17 protein-coding genes are annotated in these 19,595 nt (G+C 29.2%); 4 read left to right on the top strand and 13 right to left on the bottom strand.

All coding sequences use genetic code 11. From position 1 onward, the window contains the following. Positions 1 to 451: 451 nt before the first annotated feature. The 12 genes from ACREVX_RS00715 to ACREVX_RS00660 form a co-directional block, all read right to left on the bottom strand. Complete coding sequence (locus tag ACREVX_RS00715; protein ID WP_431542136.1) at positions 452 to 1,156, bottom strand: acylneuraminate cytidylyltransferase family protein; 705 nt, start codon at positions 1,154 to 1,156, stop codon at positions 452 to 454. A gap of 87 nt (positions 1,157 to 1,243) precedes the next feature. After that, entirely contained in the window at positions 1,244 to 2,662 is a 1,419-nt protein-coding gene (locus tag ACREVX_RS00710; protein ID WP_431542135.1) for a lipopolysaccharide biosynthesis protein, read from the bottom strand. A gap of 614 nt (positions 2,663 to 3,276) precedes the next feature. After that, the gene (locus ACREVX_RS00705) at positions 3,277 to 4,572 is read right to left on the bottom strand and encodes a hypothetical protein (protein ID WP_431542134.1); all 1,296 of its coding nucleotides are present in this window, start codon (positions 4,570 to 4,572) and stop codon (positions 3,277 to 3,279) included. Positions 4,573 to 4,872: 300 nt separating this feature from the next. Next, positions 4,873 to 5,478 carry an acyltransferase gene (locus tag ACREVX_RS00700; protein ID WP_431542133.1) on the bottom strand — a complete coding sequence of 202 codons (606 nt, stop codon included), beginning with the start codon at positions 5,476 to 5,478 and terminating at the stop codon, positions 4,873 to 4,875. Between the two features lie 14 nt (positions 5,479 to 5,492). After that, entirely contained in the window at positions 5,493 to 6,386 is an 894-nt protein-coding gene (locus ACREVX_RS00695; RefSeq protein ID WP_431542132.1) for a glycosyltransferase family 2 protein, read from the bottom strand. A 166-nt stretch (positions 6,387 to 6,552) separates the two neighbouring features. After that, positions 6,553 to 7,380 (bottom strand): O-antigen polymerase, encoded by an 828-nt coding sequence (locus tag ACREVX_RS00690; protein WP_431542131.1) that lies wholly within the window; start codon positions 7,378 to 7,380, stop codon positions 6,553 to 6,555. A 662-nt stretch (positions 7,381 to 8,042) separates the two neighbouring features. Next, a complete protein-coding gene (locus ACREVX_RS00685; RefSeq protein WP_431542130.1) occupies positions 8,043 to 9,158 on the bottom strand; it encodes a glycosyltransferase family 4 protein in 1,116 nt (371 codons plus the stop codon). A gap of 32 nt (positions 9,159 to 9,190) precedes the next feature. Continuing rightward, the gene (locus tag ACREVX_RS00680) at positions 9,191 to 10,054 is read right to left on the bottom strand and encodes a glycosyltransferase family 2 protein (protein ID WP_431542128.1); all 864 of its coding nucleotides are present in this window, start codon (positions 10,052 to 10,054) and stop codon (positions 9,191 to 9,193) included. A gap of 129 nt (positions 10,055 to 10,183) precedes the next feature. Next, positions 10,184 to 11,128 (bottom strand): GDP-mannose 4,6-dehydratase, encoded by a 945-nt coding sequence (locus ACREVX_RS00675; RefSeq protein WP_431542127.1) that lies wholly within the window; start codon positions 11,126 to 11,128, stop codon positions 10,184 to 10,186. 11 nt (positions 11,129 to 11,139) lie between these two features. Then, on the bottom strand, positions 11,140 to 12,195 hold the full coding sequence (gene gmd, locus ACREVX_RS00670; protein WP_431542126.1) for a GDP-mannose 4,6-dehydratase: 1,056 nt from the start codon (positions 12,193 to 12,195) through the stop codon (positions 11,140 to 11,142). A 20-nt stretch (positions 12,196 to 12,215) separates the two neighbouring features. After that, positions 12,216 to 13,265, bottom strand: a complete 1,050-nt coding sequence (locus tag ACREVX_RS00665; protein WP_431542124.1) for a mannose-1-phosphate guanylyltransferase — start codon at positions 13,263 to 13,265, stop codon at positions 12,216 to 12,218. A gap of 36 nt (positions 13,266 to 13,301) precedes the next feature. Next, positions 13,302 to 13,970 (bottom strand): sugar transferase, encoded by a 669-nt coding sequence (locus ACREVX_RS00660; protein ID WP_431542123.1) that lies wholly within the window; start codon positions 13,968 to 13,970, stop codon positions 13,302 to 13,304. A gap of 632 nt (positions 13,971 to 14,602) precedes the next feature. Between ACREVX_RS00660 and ACREVX_RS00655 the strand changes: the two genes are divergently transcribed. The 3 genes from ACREVX_RS00655 (at position 14,603) to ACREVX_RS00645 (ending at position 17,605) form a co-directional block, all read left to right on the top strand. Then, on the top strand, positions 14,603 to 15,982 hold the full coding sequence (locus ACREVX_RS00655) for a right-handed parallel beta-helix repeat-containing protein (protein WP_431542121.1): 1,380 nt from the start codon (positions 14,603 to 14,605) through the stop codon (positions 15,980 to 15,982). Then, positions 15,957 to 16,106 (top strand): hypothetical protein, encoded by a 150-nt coding sequence (locus tag ACREVX_RS00650; RefSeq protein ID WP_431542120.1) that lies wholly within the window; start codon positions 15,957 to 15,959, stop codon positions 16,104 to 16,106. Before ACREVX_RS00655 ends, ACREVX_RS00650 begins: the two co-directional genes overlap by 26 nt. Before the next feature lie 302 nt (positions 16,107 to 16,408). Further along, a complete protein-coding gene (locus tag ACREVX_RS00645) occupies positions 16,409 to 17,605 on the top strand; it encodes a right-handed parallel beta-helix repeat-containing protein (protein WP_431542119.1) in 1,197 nt (398 codons plus the stop codon). Between the two features lie 315 nt (positions 17,606 to 17,920). Here the strand turns inward: ACREVX_RS00645 and ACREVX_RS00640 are convergent, their stop codons facing one another. Next, positions 17,921 to 18,079 (bottom strand): hypothetical protein, encoded by a 159-nt coding sequence (locus ACREVX_RS00640; protein WP_431542117.1) that lies wholly within the window; start codon positions 18,077 to 18,079, stop codon positions 17,921 to 17,923. Positions 18,080 to 18,308: 229 nt separating this feature from the next. Here ACREVX_RS00640 and ACREVX_RS00635 point away from each other — a divergent pair. Continuing rightward, positions 18,309 to 19,595, top strand: a 1,287-nt coding sequence (locus ACREVX_RS00635; RefSeq protein ID WP_431542116.1) for a cohesin domain-containing protein, incomplete at its 3' end; no start/stop codon positions are given.

Here is a 19,595-nt window from a genome sequence, read left to right as displayed (position 1 = left end):
ACACATTTTTCTACTAATTTTGTATCATATTTTTAGATACTTCCCTCATCATCAACTCTTGTACATTAAAGAAAGTTAGTTGTAAATTATTATGTGAATGAAAACCAATTTGTATATCTGTATCAAGATTGTTATCTATTAGATAATATAATCTTAATAAATTGTTTTTGTTTTAGGACAATGAATTGGACTTCTTAACATATACATAGCATTATTGTCCCTACCCAACTTTTCATCTATTTAATCCGCATCAGATGTCCCATCTTCGCCTAGTTAATCATTTATTTCCATTTAGCAAGAGACTGTTGCCGGACCCCGTTACAGAAATTGGTAACGCAATGAACAACATCTGTTTGCTAAATGGATGTTGCAGAGCGAATCCATTTATGTTTGCTAATCACTTGAGTACATTCTTCAAGTTCGTTCAGCCAATCCACCGTCCCGTTTACTCCTATTCCATGTATTTCATATAAGGATCGATTTGTGATACTTTTTCATCCATGTCAAGCCAAGATCTTGCACATGCTAGATCCAAACCATCATCAATATCTATTGAGGCCCTCTTATCTAACATATATTTAAATGGTTTTCGTCCATGGAAATACGACCATTCTATCATTTTCTTTCTGGGTGCTAAAAGTATACCATCAGTTACAAAATATAATTCCTTAAGCTGTTGTGAAGGTACATGTTTTAAACCTAATTCATAGTTTAAGGGTCCTTCTTCGTTCCAAACATATCTTTTAAACGGTTCAACTGAAATCAATGAGTCATAACCTGCGTTTAAATTTCTAAAATATGCTTTAATAGCTTCCTTATACATTTCAGGAAAAACAAGCGGTGCTGTACATGTAGCCCATAATATATGTTCTCCATTTACACTTTCACATATATGTTTTACTACCTCTCCAAATGTCTTAGTTTTTTCATCGCAATATTCAGGACCTCTCTTATGTATCCCGACCCCTACACTTTGAGCCATCTTTAGCATATTATCTGAATCTGACGATACGATAATATTGTCTATTTCTTTTACCTTTTTTAATTGTTCCAACTTGTACAATAGTAAATTAGTACCTGCAAAAGGTGCAACATTTTTATTTTTCAATCTCCTACTACCTTCTCTAACTGGAACTATAGCTGTTATCTTATTCATAATACATCCTCCTACAATTTTTTTCACTAAAAAAACACTCAATATATTAATAATACTCCTCATTGTTAATATATTATATACCTTTCTTTATTTTTTTATTTGTTTTACTATCAGCATAATGTCCCTTCTTTTTTTTAAAATAATTATTAATACAATCGCAATTATCATGTATCTAATAATAAAATAATCATACAAACACATTATTCCAAAAGATGCTAAAATTAATATAAAAGAGCTCAAAAATATAAATTTAATATCATATATCCTTTTATCATTAATCCTAGTCATAAAAAAATAATGCATAAAACTAAATACCATATATGCAACTAAAGTAGTATATGCTGCTGCAATATATCCAAACCTAGGTATTAGTAAAATATTCAATACCACATTAACTATTGCACCAATTATACTTGCTACCATAATAAATTTTGTTTTTTTATAATAAAACTCTATATTTGCAAACAAAGTATATAAAAAAGTAAAATACACGCCTAATACTACAGGCGGTACGACCCATACAGCCTTATAATAACTTGGTGCAGCTAAAATCCTAATTATCTCTGGTGCTAATGATATGAATATAACACATGCTATTTGGCATAATATTACTATATAATTTGCTATCTTTCTTATATCTCCATATTGATTATCTCTCATTTTTTTGAACGTCCAAGGAATCCAAGATGCATTTATAGAAGTCCAAACTATACTAATAACTGACGCAGATGAATATGCTACTCCATACAAACCTGCTTCTGCATTACCTACCATTTTAGATATTATTATCCTATCAGATTGTGCTAAAACAATACTAGCTAAATAATGTGGTATTAAGGGTATATTAAAACCCAACGCATACTTCCAATATCTATAATTAAAACCAGTTTTTCCTTTTAGTATTATACTAATATATAATATTAAACTGATCACTCCTGTGAAGATAAATCCACCTATAATTTTTTCCACAGCCTTATTTCCATCCATGTTTATAACTAATAAATATGAAAATATTGCTCCAAATAAAGTTATAAATATACTTATTGTTACAGATAACTTGTACTTATAGCTAAATCTTTGTTGTGCCATCCAAAATCCCATGGCCGAATTAAGCAATATAGCCAGAAACATAGTATATATTAGAATAGCAGGCAAATTTAATATATTTGCTATCTGTTGATTAAATATTATATATATAATAAAATATATACTTGTAGATAATGTTGTTAAAATTAACATTGATGATGTAAACTCATTAAGCTCATCTTTAAAATCTAGCATAGCATTATTATATACACCAGCTGTAAGAGATAATGTAATAATTACACTTAATATTCCATACCATGATTGATAAACATTTGTAATCCCATAATCACTTTGTGATAATATTCTGGTGAATATTGGGGTAGTAATTATATTTATAGACTGCTGTAATACACTTCCTATCATAAAAAAAAGCGAAGCTTTAACAGGTGGTGATACATTTTTTATCGATTTCCTTAACATTTTATTTCTGTCTGAAATGAATACAATATCATACACTCCCATTCTCTTTATTAATAATCACATATTGCTTATTAATTCTTGTTTCTCTCCTACATATTATTATAAATCTAACAAACATATAAACAATTAATTCTTCATATATTTTTATTGCCATATAATTTACGACTATTTCAACTGAGTATTAACAAATATGCCTTTGTCCTATATCCCATAATATAACTCTAAAACTATATTATTCGTATATTTCAACGTTTTTAATATCATACATCAAAATGTACTTCTAGATGCACCACCAATCTTATAGTGTTCAAACTCTTTAGTAACCTTTACCCTAGCTCTTCCTAATTTTTTTCACTTTTCTTTTAACCCAGACTCGCATCTTTTTCTCCGTATGAATTATACCATTATAAGCTTCTTTACCTCTATATATACCACCATGAGTTCATAGTATGAAACTACTAGATACCAATTTGTATGTTATATAGCAAATACTCAAAAGAGATACATACTTTTACTTCTTAGATGCAAGAATATTTCAAAAGTATATATTACTATCACGAGGTGCTAACATCGTCTATTTACCCCTAGTAACATTATAAATCACAATAATATTTCTAACTATATAAATCAAAAAAATTTTTATAATTATTATATATATCAATTGTATTCATATAATAATCCCCTATTTTTTTCACATTATTTAACCACATAAATCTATTAGTTAAAAAATCATTATACTTATCTTTTAATTCATCATAGCTATTAAATTCATCTCCATCAGAGATTCCTAATTTAAACTTAGCTGTTCCTTTATATCTAAATACTGGTGATAATAACATATTTAGTTCTGAATATACACTCGAAATATATATCAGTGAAAAATCCACCTGATTTGAATATTCCATAATGCATAATGTATTTTTACAAAACCCACTAAAACACCTTTTATTCACTTGACTTAAATAATTTTCTTTGTAATCTACAGGATGTAGCTTAATTATATAATTCAATCCTGTAGTCTTTGCCAGTTTATTTGCAAATTCAATTAGTCTTAAATTTGATTCATAGTAAGAAGAGTACGAAGGTCCATCTAGTACCAATCCAAAAATGCCTTTACTCTCCACATTTAGTTTTTCTTCAATAGTTTTAAACTCATAGTTAATATATTTTGCATTTCCTGTCATAACTAAACGGTCTTCACTTATACCAAATTTCTTGAATTGCAAATTAGTAAATAAGCCCCAAGATAATATGTAATTACTAATAAAATTTTCATAGGCTATACTATTTATATCAGGGTGATCATTGAACATATACTGTCCATGCTGTAACGTAGCAGTTTTGACTGCTAAATTGTTAAAATACTGCGCTACTATATTTTCATACGAATGTGCATCACAAAACGTAACAACTAAGTTATATTTTTTGTTTACTTTCTTTTCTATAAAGTCATATAAATATTTATATTCAAATAAATATATAGCAAAATAAAGTCTTTCATTAAACTTATTAATATTATTTAAATATTTCATATACTTAATAACATGAAATATATTACATAAACTTTTGATATTAATCACCCTATCCTCACTGACTATTAGTTCCGAAGATGTAGCAACAATATTTTTAGTTTTATTATAAATATCCTCATAGTCTTTTCTATTTCTAACTACATTTACAAATAAGATTTTACTACTTTCTTTGTGAGTATACGTTATTTTTATACGATTTAAAAAACTTATTTTAAGTAGATTTTTAACATTTCTAAATATAAGTTTATAATGTGAATAGCCCATCATAAACCATATATTACTAGACAATACATTTCCTATCTTTATGTTACCTAGTTCGTTTAAATTTATTATATTAAGCTTTTCTTTATAACTTTTATATGTTTCAAATTTCCCCATTTACACCCTCGTTAATTATATTTTTAATTTTATATTAAAAAATAAAGCGATTTTAAAATAATAAATTAAATATCTACACCTTTGACTGTAATTTTAATGGCTTGTACTAATTATTATAAATAGATCATATCTCAGATTTTTGTACCCAAGTATATAATTTTCACTTATAGATGCGACTTGCATTTTTTAACCATAAATTTTTCATTATATCAGTAGTTAATCTAATATTTAAGTTTTTTTATATTATCACTAGTCAATACAATAATTCTGCTCATTAGTCTAAACTCTATAATTGTCCTTCTAATCTATTTTTTCCCAAATATCTGTTTCAACATTATATCTTTTTATTACTTTAGCAGGTATTCCACCTACAACTGAATAATCAGGTACATCCTTATTCACAACTGAATTAGCTCCTATTATGCAATGCCTTCCAATATGGACTCCAGCCATTATTCTGCTACCCATGCCAATAAAACTTTCGTCTCCGATGCTTGTTGTTTTAACAATTATTGGTTGCTGTAATATACCTTTTTTGATGTCTTTATATTCATGATCAATATCAGTAATACAGGAGTAGCCTAAAATCGTTACATATTTTCCTATAGTTACCTTGTTAGCACATGTAATGTGGCAATTTTGCTCAATACTTGTATAATCACCAATGTTAATAAGCGGTGAAAATTTTTCCCCTAGCCATTCTTTTACTGGTTCTATTCTGATATTAGGTCTAATCATTACATGTTTGCCAATAAATATATTTTTTCTATTGTACAACATTAAAGGCCTATCAATTAATGAAAATTTACCATAACTACCATAATACCTAATTTTAAAAACCCAAAGAATTCTTTTAATTGTCTCAATTTTATGACACAATGGTTTTTTTAAAAATCTATATACCATAAATTCTTTCTCCTCTATTTGTTATTTAAATTTTGTAAATACATCCTATCATTTTTATAATCATAAATAGACTTAATTATAATTTTTGCTAATTCTCTTGAAACAAAACTATACTTAATGCACTTTGTAATTCTAGTTAAATAATAATAAATTAAAACTCTTAGTTTTGATTTGTAGAATTTGTTTATGAAGTACAATCTATTTCTATTTGCATAGTATAATATAATTTTAGATTCTGAACCCCCACTGGAAGAGCTTACTTTATGCCACAATTTAGCATTTGATTCATACCATACTTTATATCCTACTTTATTTGCTCTAACAACAAAATCAGCATCATCGTAATACATAAAGTATTTTTCATCCATTAACCCAATATTTTCAAAAACTCCTTTATGAATTAACAAACAACATGTAGGTGTATATTCAACATATCGCGACCTATCGTTACTACCATCGTCAATTTCATTTTCACCAAAGTGAACCGTAGTAGCTTTACTCCAGTCGATTTTCCCACCCGCACACCAAATTTTTTCTTTATTGTTAAAAAAATACATTTTGCAAGTTACTAAAGTATTCTTATTTGATTTTTTAATTAGATTTGATAACATTTCTTTATCTACTTCTGTATCATTATTAAGTAGTAAAATGTATTCACATCCATTCTCCAAAGCTTTTTTAATTCCTATATTATTGCCTTTTGCTACCCCACAATTTTCGCCAGTTTCTATAATATTCACATCTGAATATTTTTCTTTTAAAGTTTTAATCGATTGGTCCTTTGAGTTATTATCAACAACAAATATTTCATAATTTCTATAAGTCATCTCTTTTATTGTTCTGATACAATCGTTTTGGAATTTTTCACCATTGTAATTCACAAGTACAATACCCACTTTAGCTTCCATTAATTCACCTCTTAATTCTATAGTACTTTTTATTATCTCTTTTATTGATTCTTAATGTTTATCTTAGTATAAAATTTGTTTTGAACCATTTAACAAATTGTTTTATTCCTTCAAAAACAAGGGCAAAATTTCTTATTAGTAATTAATACTATCATATATATAATAACTACTTATATTTAATATTATTTTTTCTATCAAAAAACCCCCAGATATAGTAAAGTATAATTATTACAAGACTCATCGTAAAAAAATTGCTGAACTTGTATTTTATAAACAAAGGAGCTAATGCTAAAAATAGTATATATTGGCTTCTAAATTTATTCTTATTATTTTCCATATACACAGAAAATATTGCATACATTAAAGTTATGATCATTGCGCCTATATATGGTAATGTTATTATCGCTTCTGAAATGTAATAAAATCCTCCCATTGGAGCATATCTTTCCAAAAGAAATATCGAATTATTGTTAATCCACCTATCAAAATATAAATCACCTCTTAATGGTTTATTAAATAGAACTTTGGTAATAGGATCTAAAAAATACATAATAGGGTCTAAAATATACGTTTTTCCAAATGTATAACTCTCATTTACACTCTGAATATATATGGTTTGTCTTACCATATAAGATCCAACCTGAGCTTCTATATTAATAGAATCAACAAAATTACCTATAAACGTTGATTTCATAATTACTGCTCTTGCTGATATTATTACAAATAAACTTAATCCCAATATTAGTAACACTTTTAATTTTCTAGGCTTATATTCTAAATTATAAATACATATTGTGCTAATTGCTATACAAAAAAATGTAGTTCTAGCTCCATCAAAAAACATAAGTATAATTTGTAAAACTAATAAAAACATTAACATTTTATTAAAGCCATATTTATATATATAGAATAAATACATTGATATAAATGCGTATTTTAAATATGCTGTAAGGCTATACGCAGTTGAATTTTCTTCTATATAATTATGTGACACTTCGTTCCATCCATATTTTGTTGAGAAGTATAATGTAATAAAAAATAATAATATATATATAAATATATATTTATTTTTTTTATCATAGGACATTAAATTTCTACTTATACTTTTGTATTCTACTTGTCTATAAAATATAATGTATACTGCTGCAAAAGCCAGATTACATGTTGTTGCATAAAACACTTGATTGTTTATTAGATTTATATTAAAATCCAAAGAAAAATAAAACAAACCATTATGTGCTATATTGAGATATGTTATCCCATTATATAAAACTGTAAAAAACATGTAAAATCCATACGTTGAAATAAGTGATATCTTTTTTATTTTAGCTACCCAAATCAATAATATTATAGATATTATAAATAATATAATCATATTCGCCTTTCTAATTTTGCATCATGCATTTATTTTTTTTATAATTGCTTTGTATATTTGTGATTAACTAATCTTACAACGCATATTCACAATATTATTTATTGTGAATATCTCAACTTCTATCTTTATTGATAGATGAAACTAATAATTCTATAATATATCAGTGTTATAATCACTTTTTATTTATTTTTGACAATAAATTAATAATATAACTTTTATACCCTTGCCACTCTACTACATAAAACTAAATACCAATCATCTCATAATGCTAGCCAACTTACTTACATTTTTTTGTTAATAATCGACAGTATACTATTTACCGTTTTATCCCATCCAAATCTTTTCAAATTCTCATGTTCCATTTCTAAATACATGTCGCTATCTTTTTCATTTATATTAATCATCTTTTTTATCGCCCTTAATATTTCTTCTTCATTCTTAGGATCAACTTGTAGTGCCGCATTATCAACAACTTCTGGTAATGAAGATGTATTTGAACATATAACATGGGTACCATTCGCCATTGCTTCCAATGGAGGAATTCCAAATCCTTCATACAATGATGGATAAATAAAGACAGATGCTGCCTGGTAAACAATATCCTTTTCAATATCACTAAGATAACCCAAGAAACTTATATTATTTTGCATATTTAAATTTTCGACCATTTTTTTTAATTCTTTACCATATTTATTATCACAATTACCTGCAATTACCAGTGGAACACCTATTTCTTCATAGTGTTTTGAATATATTTCAATTACTTTGTGTAAATTTTTATATCTATAATTTACACCAACCATCAAAATATAATCCTTTAGCTTATATTTATCATAGATATAAGCTACGCTTCTGTCTTTATTTACATATGATGGCGAATTGAACCCAACATAAATAACTTCAATTTTACTACTGTCAATATTATATTTATTCATTAAGTCTTTTTTAGTATTGTGAGAATCGGTAACCAAAATGCTACTTTGTTTTATAACCTTGGGTAACATTAATTTATAATATAAGTATTGGTGAATTCTACCTCTAGGGTAGTAAAGTGGTATAAGATCATGTATTGTTATTATTTGTTTTACACGTTTAATCTTTATACCGTGCTGCGTTGGAGAATAAAACAAGTCTTGTTCTCTTATATTATCCTTCGCAAATTTATTTAACAGATAATTTCTAAAAAATGGCACCATTTTTCTATGTTCATTCTGTATACTAGTAATCTTACAATTTTTCAAAATATCTGAATATCTTTCTTCTTCTTTTTTATTGTTGAATATAACTGTATCAATTACATTTAGTTCATCTAATATCTTAAGAATATTTATGGTGTATACTCCCAACCCAGTTGGTTTATCATTTAATATTGTTGCATTAAAATATATTTTCCTCATTATTATCACCTAGTCTTTCTTATTCATAATAATTAAATAGAATTTGAATTTGCTTTTCTCTTTCCCATTTTCATACCCACAAACCTAGCAGCAAAATTAGGAATAACTTTAATCAAAACTTTGTAATTCTTTTCTTCCACAGCTCTTCCTATAACATATTTTGCTAATTTGATTCCACTAGTATTTACTTTATATTTATTAAGATAATTATTTTCTTTAAAAAATATACCCGTATCATAATATCTTTTATAAAGTTGTGTTAGTGTGAAATCGTGAGAATGAACAACTACTGAATCACCACAATACTTTATTCTATAATCATTCATTACTAATTTATATGCTATATACATATCCTCACTAATAATTAAGTCCTTATTGGAATAACCATTTAACCTTATAAATATATCTTTTCTAATAGCCGATGAAACATCCGAAAAAAAGAAAGTCATAAGTCCTAATTTTTCTATATCATTTTTACTAACTATTCTTGATTCCTCGGGATAATTTTTGAGTCGTATATATTTCTCAATTCCATCACTTACTGAAATTTGTCTGCTAAATGCTGCCTCACATTCGCCTTTAATAATATCTTTAGTTAGATTATAAAGCCAATTGTCGTCCATAATTATTACATCTTGGGTTACAAATACAACAATATCTCCTTTTGATTTTAATGCTATTTCTTCCCTTGTTAAACTATGTGAAAATTTTTCTTTTCTTATCTTGGAATATTTAGCCTGTATCTCTTTTAATATATTCTCAGTATTATCTTCACTCTCTGTTAGCACATAATGTATAGATTCAATATTTACCCCCTTTTGTTTTAGTATACTTTCTTGCAATTTTTCTATATAATCTTCCGCATTATATAATGGACATATTACCGATATATTCATATATACACCTTCAAATTTCAGTTTATTTTAACCTTCACTTATAAATCAACTTAAATCTTAACATAATTTTACATTACATCCAATGATGACAATCTATATTTCTCAGTTTTTATACATTTAAAACAATATTTAACTCCTGTCTTCCAAAATTTCTCTCCAATACTCAAAAGTGTCTTCCAACGTTTTATCCATTGAGATATCCGGTTTCCAATCAGTATCTCTAATTATCTTATCATTATTGCAAACTATCCGTGGAGTCTCTACTGGTCTAAATTTCTTCTCATCAATTTCTACACTTATTTTTTTACTAGAAAATTTAACTAAGCTATTTAATAAATATTCCATACTATGTGCAGTGCCAGAACCTATATTATATATTTCTCCACTCTTCCCTTTCAAAAGTAAAGCATAATAACCTCTAACTATATCTCTAACATCTGAAATATCCCGCTCAGCCTTTAAATTACCAACATACATTGTTGATTCCTTATCAAGCATTTCTATTTCAGCTATTTGCTTAGCAAAATCTGGTACAACAAATCCTAAATTTTGCTTTGGTCCTGTATGGTTAAACGCTCTAACCAAAACAACATCTATCCCATGGGTTTCTTTATACATCATTGCTAATTTCTCTTGTGTAATCTTTGATATACCATATGGATTTAATGCATTTAATGCGTACTCTTCATCTACTCTCTCACCCTGCGTAATTTTACCGTACTGCTCACTTGATCCTATAAGCAAAACTCTTGGTTTTAGATTTACCGATCTAACCGCTTCAAATAAATTTATTACACCCTTAACATTCACATCAAATGTAAGATCAGGTTTATCCCAAGAGACCTTTACTGAACTTATTGCAGCTAAATTTATAATATAGTCAGGCCTAACATCACTTAAAGCATTTATAATACTCCCCTGATCCAGTAGATTTACTTGCATAAATTTTATATTGTCATTTAATTTACCTTTATTAATGTCGGCTCCATAAACTTCTACACCATTATCCATAAGTTCCTGAGCAAGATATCCTCCTACAAATCCAGATATCCCTATAATTAAAGCTTTTTTCAAAAATACCCCTCCTATTTTGTAGCAGCTACCTCTTGGAAATACTTGTTCTTTAAGATTTCTTCTTCTACTTTTTTCAAATCGGAATTTACCATTCTTTTCACTAATTCTGAAAAGCTTATTTCAGTTTTCCACTTCAAATTTTTCTTTGCTTTTGTTGGGTCACCTAGAAGTAGTTCCACCTCCGCTGGTCTGTAGAATTTAGGATTTATTTTTACAACTACTTTACCTGTAGCTTTATTTTTACCAAGTTCATTTACACCTTCACCACTCCATACAATATCTACACCTGCATGTTTAAATGATAATTCTACAAATTCTCTTACTTTGTGTGTTTCTCCTGTTGCTATTACGTAGTCGTCTGCTTCCTCTTGTTGAAGCATAAGCCACATAGCTCTAACGTAGTCCTTTGAATGACCCCAATCACGTTTAGCGTCAATATTCCCAAGTTCTAAGACGTCTTGTATTCCTAGTTTAATTCTAACCGCTGCATCTGTAATTTTTCTTGTAACAAACTCAAGTCCACGTCTCTCAGATTCATGATTAAATAATATACCAGAGCAAGCATACATATCATAACTCTCTTTATAGTTTTTAGTTATCCAATGGCCATACAATTTTGCTACGCCATATGGACTTCTAGGATAAAATGGTGTTTCTTCATTTTGAGGAATAGCCTGTACTTTTCCATACATTTCACTTGTAGACGCTTGATAGAATCTAACGCCAGGTTTAACATTTCTTATTGCTTCTAGAATATTCAAAACACCCATTCCATCTATATCAGCTGTAGATATCGGTTGTTCCCATGAGGTTCCAACAAATGACTGTGCTGCTAGATTATAAATTTCATCAGCATCTGAAACTTTTATAGCATTCATTAACGATACTATGTCTGTCATATCTGCATATATTAATTCAACTTTCCCTATTAAATGCTCTATGTTACCATAGTCTAATTTACTTTTTCTTCTCATAATACCATAAACTTTATATCCTTTCTCTAAAAGTAACTCAGTTAGATAAGACCCATCTTGCCCTGTTATTCCAGTTATTAATGCTTTTTTCATTTATAATACGCCCCTTTATATTAAATAATTCTATTTTTTAATTCCCCTATACTCTCCATATCATCTTTCTTCCCCACAAATATCATATCATCACTCTCAACTACAAATATATCCTTAAGTCCTGAGATAACAATAGGTTTACCATTACTAATAATAATATTATTGCTACAATCAAAGTTTTTTACATTACCCATGCAAACATTGTTATTGCTATCTTTCTGCCTATATCTTTCTATAGCTTCCCAACTTCCCACATCATCCCATCCAAAATCCCCTGGAATAACATATATGTATTCTGCCTTCTCCATGATACCAAAATCTACAGATATACTATCAACATCATTATATTTTTCTTCTAATACTCTATGATAATCTTCTGCCCTAGTTGCTGCTATTTCACTTAACACTTCAAAAGTGTTTATCAGATATTTCTCTGTAAGCTTCAAAATATTGCTCGCTTTCCAAATAAATATTCCACAATTCCAAAGGTAATTTCCATCTTTCAAATACTCCTTAGCCTTATGTAAATCTGGTTTTTCTACAAATCTTTCAACTTCACGTACTTGGCATCCATTTATATCACAATTCATATTACCATAATTTATATATCCATATCCTATCTCAGGTCTATTTGGTTTCATACCAATAGTTACTATGGCATCATTATTTTTCCCCACAAAATTATCAGCTGAATTTAATATTTCCAAGAAATTCACTTCATCTTTAATCAGATGATCTGATGGTAACACTGCTATTGTAGCATCTTCATATAATTTATTAATATGAAAAGCTGATAACGCTATGCATGGTGCTGTATTTTTCCCCACTGGCTCTATGATAATATTTTCAAGTGGCAAGTTAGGTAACTGCAATTTAACTAACTCCGCATATCGCGCACCCGTTACTACAAATATTCTTTCTATAGGTATAAGTTTTACAAGTCTCTTCACGCTCATTTGAATCATTGTATCTTCACCAACAAGTTTTAAGAACTGTTTTGGTTTTTCTTCCGTAGACAAGGGCCAAAATCTAGTTCCTTTTCCACCTGCCATAATTAAAGCACATAACATATGAATCCCCCTATCATTTTTGCAATCACTCAACCCCTACCTAGCCCCCTCATCCCCAAACAGCACCCCCACCGTCTTAAAGATAAGTTTTATATCAACCCATGTACTTCTTTCTTCTATGTACTCAACATCCATCTCCATCCACTCTTCAAATTCAATATCACTTCTACCCCTAACCTGCCAATAACAAGTTAACCCCGGTTTAGCAATCAGTCTTAGTTTTTGAAAAGATGTAAACTGTGCTACTTCTTTAGGAAGACTTGGTCTTGGACCAACCAATGACATTTCTCCTTTTAATATATTAAATAGCTGAGGCAGTTCATCTATGCTTGTCCTTCTTATAAACTTTCCTATCTTAGTTACTCTTGGATCTTCCTTTATCTTAAACATAGGTCCTGACATTTCATTATCGCATCTGAGCTTTTCTAGTAGACATTCTGCATCAGTGCACATAGATCTAAACTTGTACATTTTAAACCTCTTATAATCTTGACCAACCCTATTTTGACCGAAAAAAACAGGTCCCTTTGAGTCTAATTTAATCCAAATACTAACAACAATTAGCACCGGGCTCATTAATATAATCCCACATAAAGCACCTATAATATCAATTATTCTTTTAATCATAAAATATACAACGTTTTTGTCATACTCACTGGTTATCTCAACCTGCGAAACTCTTGAATTTCTTTCTAATTCTTGCATTTATGTGCCCCCCCATTTTATATTTTTTAAAAACACAAATCCCATTACCCCAACAATTTTGTTCTTTAAAAATTTACATAATATGATGATTTTCATTATAATGCTTTGTCGATTTTATAACAACCTAAAAACGCTCCAATTTATTGCATTAATACCCATATACTTCCTTAGGCATTAATTAACTAAATATTTCAAGGTTTTATAACCATTTTTTATAACCATATATGCCATTAAATCCTTTTATATCAACGTTTCACCGTTCGACATCTATCGACTTTCTGTAATAGTTTTCAATGTTTTAGTCTCTATAATTTTCTCATAAATTTACAAATTTTTCTTTTTTAATTAATATAATCTAAGTATGTATTAAATCTATTAAATCATCTCCTGCGGAAATGCAACATACAAATGATCTTGTTCAATATCTACTTCTAAATTATTCTAATATTTTCTTATAATTGTATTAAATAGTACATTTTTCTACAACTAGTATAACACACCATAGTTGAAATAAGCTTTAAAACTAGAAGAAGACAAAATGAACTCTAAAGAATAATCTATTATTAACGATAACGTAATATACTATTGGTAAAATTTTATCCATAATAATAAACCCAAAGGAGTGAATAAAAATGTTAAAAAACAATATCAAAAAACGTATTACCGCAATCATACTACTAATTTCTTTATCAAATGTTAGTCCCTTTATAACCCGTGCATATGCTTCTATTCTAGAAGTTAAAGCTGCTGATCTAGTAGGTCAATCTTCTACTACATCTGTTGTTGCTACTAGCGCTATTATAATAGATGCCGTAACTTATAATTTAGATACAACTGGGGCCACCGACACTTCCTCGCAATTTCAGAAAATGTTAGATTCTTTTCCTAGCGGTAGTACTATTCAATTACCAAATGGCACGTATAAACTGGCGAATGTTGTTAAAATAAAGGATAATATGACCTTAATTGCTTCTAATGATGTTATAATTACTGGGACAGGTAATAACACTTTATTTTCCACAGGTAATTATGACACTTTCCAGGGTATAAACTTTCAAAATTGCTATACAGCAATAAGCGTTTTTCAAAAAACTGGAGTTACTGTAGATGGTTGCAGATTTACAAATATTGATTTTTCAGCGATTAATTTTTATGGCGGCAGCAATTCTTTTGTTCGAAATTCATATTTCTGGGATATACGTAAATATGGAGTTTTAATTGATAACGATAGTTCAGATATTACAATCGACAACAATAGTTTTGATAATGCTTCTGTTTTTGGTGGTTATGCCGCAGAGCAGATAAGTGGACATGTTTATTCTTTAAATGGAACTAGAATAACAGTATCAAACAATATTATAAAAAACAGCGGTGGGCAAGGTATAATCTTCGGTTATAATTCATCAACTGGAAAAGGCACAACAAGTTCCGTGGCAAGTAATAATCAATGCGTAGGAAATGGTCAAGAAGGTATCACTGTTTATGGTGGCAGTAGTAAAGTTAGTAATGGAAATAGCGTTATAGGCAATACATCTATAAATAACAGATTTAATCAAATAGAAATATGGCAATCAAATAACAACACTGTTAGCGGGAATACAGTAGAAGAATCAATATTTGGTCGTGGAAGTTTAGGAGCAATATGTCTGTTTGCTACAACTGGAACTACTGTTACAGGAAACAACGTATTATCTGCGCAAAGTAATGGTATTGCCATAATTGCCGGGACTACAAACACAACCGTATCAAATAATTTTATAGCTGATACAAATAGAAGTGGTGATTTAAAAGCTGAGAAAGGTAACGGAATATTACTTGACTGGAATGGAATAGCTGATCCTGAGTACATAACAATAGAAAATAATAAAATCAGCTCAAGTAATGGAATTATAGCCAAAAGTGGTGTCTATTCAACTTCCAACACCAATCACCATAACACAATAGGTGGCAACACAGTAACAGGCTATAAATATGGAGTTCACTGGTATGCTCTTGATACATGTGGCGAATAGGCCACTTCTCCTACCTGACTTGCAACCGAGCTCGAAACGTGAAATCGCATTAAGAACTTCTAATCTTTTCTCGCCTCTTATTGCAATTCACTTCGGAGAAGTTCATTCTTATCCATCAGCATAAGCAACCAATAAATGAACTTGCTCGACTACAACCATAAAAACTCTTGGCGACAGCCGTAGTGTTGAACTACCGAAACATATATAAATAAAAACACTCAAGATTGCCTTGCCCCCGAAATGAAGGAGTGAATTGATATTTTAAAAAATAACATTAAAAAAGGAATAACAACGCTAGTTATATTAATTTCTTTATCAACTGCTAGTTCCTTTGTAACTAATACAAAAGCTATTGATTTATCATCATCTAAAAATTCTACAGCATCTACTAATAGTACTATTACATTAGATGCTGGGAAATATGACTTGGATCTAACGGGCGAAACAGATACATCAAGTAATTTTCAAAAAATGATAGACGCACAGCCAAAAGGCACAAAAATAATGCTACCAAAAGGTACATACAAATTCGAAAACGCCATTGAATTAAAAGACGGAATAAAATTAATAGGTGCAAACAACAATGTAAAATTTAAAGGCACAGGTAATAACACATTATTTTGGTCTGGTAATGATAACTCCTTTGAAGGTATAGAGTTTCAGTACTGCGGCGCTGCAATAAGTGTATTATATAAAAAAGGACTTAACGTAATAAATTGTGGATTCACAAGTAACATTAGTTATGCTGCAGTTAATCTTTATGGAGCAAGTAACTCCACCGTTAAAAATTCATATTTTTACGATGTGCACAAATTTGGAGTTTTAATCGATAAAGATAGTTCTAATATTAAAATAGATAATAACAATTTTAATAATGCTAAAGCTTTTGACGGCTATGCAAAAGAACAAATAGCTGGTCATGTTTACTGCATGAATGGAACTAAAGTTTCTGTAACAAACAATATTATAAAAAACAGTGGTGGCCAAGGTATAATCTTCGGTTACAATTCAGCAACTGGAAAAGGTACAACAAATTCTGTAGCAAGCAATAATTTGTCCCAGGGTAATGGGCAAGAGGGTATCACAATTTATGGTGGCAGCAAAAAGGTCAGCAGTGGAAATTCTCTTATAGGTAATACTTCTAAAAACAACAGATTTAATCAAATAGAAGTATGGCAATCTGATAACAACACTGTTAAAAACAATACCGTAGAAGAATCTTTAGCTGGCACTGGTAATCTGGGAGCAATAACTCTGTTTACTACAACAGGAACCACAGCTAGTGAAAACAAAGTATTATCTGCAAGAAATAGTGGTATTTCCATAACATCCGGAAGTTCAAATTGTTTTATAACAAATAATTATATAGCAAATACAAACGGTAAAAATGATATTAAATCTGCGGAAAAAGGTAATGCAATATTACTTGATTCATGCGGAATATCTCAGCCTCAATACATAACAATAAGATCGAATAAAATCACCTCAAGCAGTGGAATTATAGCTAAGAGTGGTGTCTATTCAACTAGTAATGAAAATCAGCATAACAAAATAGATAATAACTCAACATGGGGTTACAAATATGGACTTCACGAGTATGCTAATATGACATGTGATAAATAGCAAAACACATTAAATAAAGGATAAAGCCTACAATTATTGTAGGCTTTATCCTTTATTTTGTAATGCTGAAGTTGTTGCGGCATAGAATCCTATGATGCAATTAGAGTTTATTAGCAATCCAACTAGCTATCCATCCTGAATTAGATAATTGTGTACATGAGCCTAGGGGCATGATGTCATTTTCTAAGACATAATTAAATCTGCATTTGTATCATTGTGTACCACCATCCGAACCATGAGAACATAGATATCACCCTCAACTAATATAAAACATAAAAAACCTAATATTACTTTTTTCATAAAATAATACGGCATTCAAGGCAATGGAACTACTACAAAAGGTGCAATAGTAACATCGCTAGGAGTATACCCAAGCTTTTCTGTTTTTGCATGCACAAGCTTATTATCTTCTAAACTAAAATAGTTCTTAACAGTATAGTAAATTTTTATTAAACCTATAATTATATATGACATACCCTTTAATAATCGTTTGAAAATATTACTTTTCTATAATTCAATTCCCATCAATATGTAAATTAACTAATTTACATTATATCTATCACAATTTATTATACACATGCTATAATATAGTTAGCTTACTTATGGAAGTATTTATTTGTGTACTTTGCATCATTTTTACATAATTCAAATGATCAAATATTTAAAAAGTCTTCATTATACATTATATTCAGGGGGTGGAATTTTGAAATTTAAAAAAATAACTATTTTTATGTTGTCATTTTTACTATTAACCTTCATTTTGACTTTTGGCAGTACAAAAGCCAATGCCGCAACTGCAAGCAAAATTTATTATTCTCTAGATTCTAGCTCCATAAAAGTTGGACAAACTTTTAACATTTATGTAAATTGTGAAAACATAGCTGACCTTTATGGCGCATCTGTAGATTTTAAATACGATGCTAGCATGTTACAAATATTAAATATTACTAAAGGTAATGTCTTTGAAGCCTCAGGTAAAGTGTACAATCAAGTGGTAAAAACAGAATTACCAGATACTACTGGAGTTGTAAGCATAGGCTTGACTCTGAAAGGTGATATAGCTGGCTTTGCAGCTTCTGGAAAACTATTTGTAATTCAAGCCAAAGCTCTTAAAGCTGGCTCATTTAATTTACAAACTACTACTGATTCATCAAAGCTTGTAGCAAACGGGTTAAATATGTGTGTTAAATTAGCAGATGCTACTACAGGTTGGAAGATTGCTGTAGATACTTATGATACTAAGAAAGTTAGTATTACTCCTTCATTTACTATTACGGGTGTGACAACTGATAAATCTTCACCTATTTATCTAGGTAATAGTGTTAAGTACACTACTTCAGTTACTGGTTCTACTAATACACAGTATAAATTTGTTGCTGTTGTTAATGGTAAATCCTATTTGTTAAGAGATTTTAGTTCACCTAATTCTTTTGTTTTTAAACCTTCTGGTGCTAAAAACTATAAAGTTGTTGCTTATGCTAAAAATCTTACTACTGGTTCAATTGTATCAAAGGAACTCTCCCTTGTAGTATCTGTACCACCATTTAATATTACCGGTGTGACAACTGATAAATCTTCACCTATTTCTCTAGGTAATAGTGTTAAGTACACTACTTTAGTTACTGGGTCTACTAGTACGCAGTATAAATTTGTTGCTGTTGTTAATGGTGTGCCATATTTATTAAGAGATTTTAGTTCACCTAATTCTTTTGTTTTTAAACCTTCTGGTGCTAAAAACTATAAAGTTGTTGCTTATGCTAAAAATCTTACTACAGGTTCAATTGTATCAAAGGAACTCTCCCTTGTAGTATCTGCACCATTTAATATTACCGGTGTGACAACTGATAAATCTTCACCTATTTCTCTAGGTAATAGTGTTAAGTACACTACTTCAGTTACTGGTTCTACTAATACACAGTATAAATTTGTTGCTGTTGTTAATGGTAAATCCTATTTGTTAAGAGATTTTAGTTCACCTAATTCTTTTGTT

Origin of the sequence: Clostridium sp. (assembly GCF_050717545.1) — a bacterium.
Taxonomy (GTDB): Bacteria; Bacillota; Clostridia; order Clostridiales; family Clostridiaceae; genus Clostridium_AD.
The sequence above is the reverse complement of the archived record's forward strand: the minus strand, read 5'-3'. Positions and strand labels throughout refer to the sequence as shown.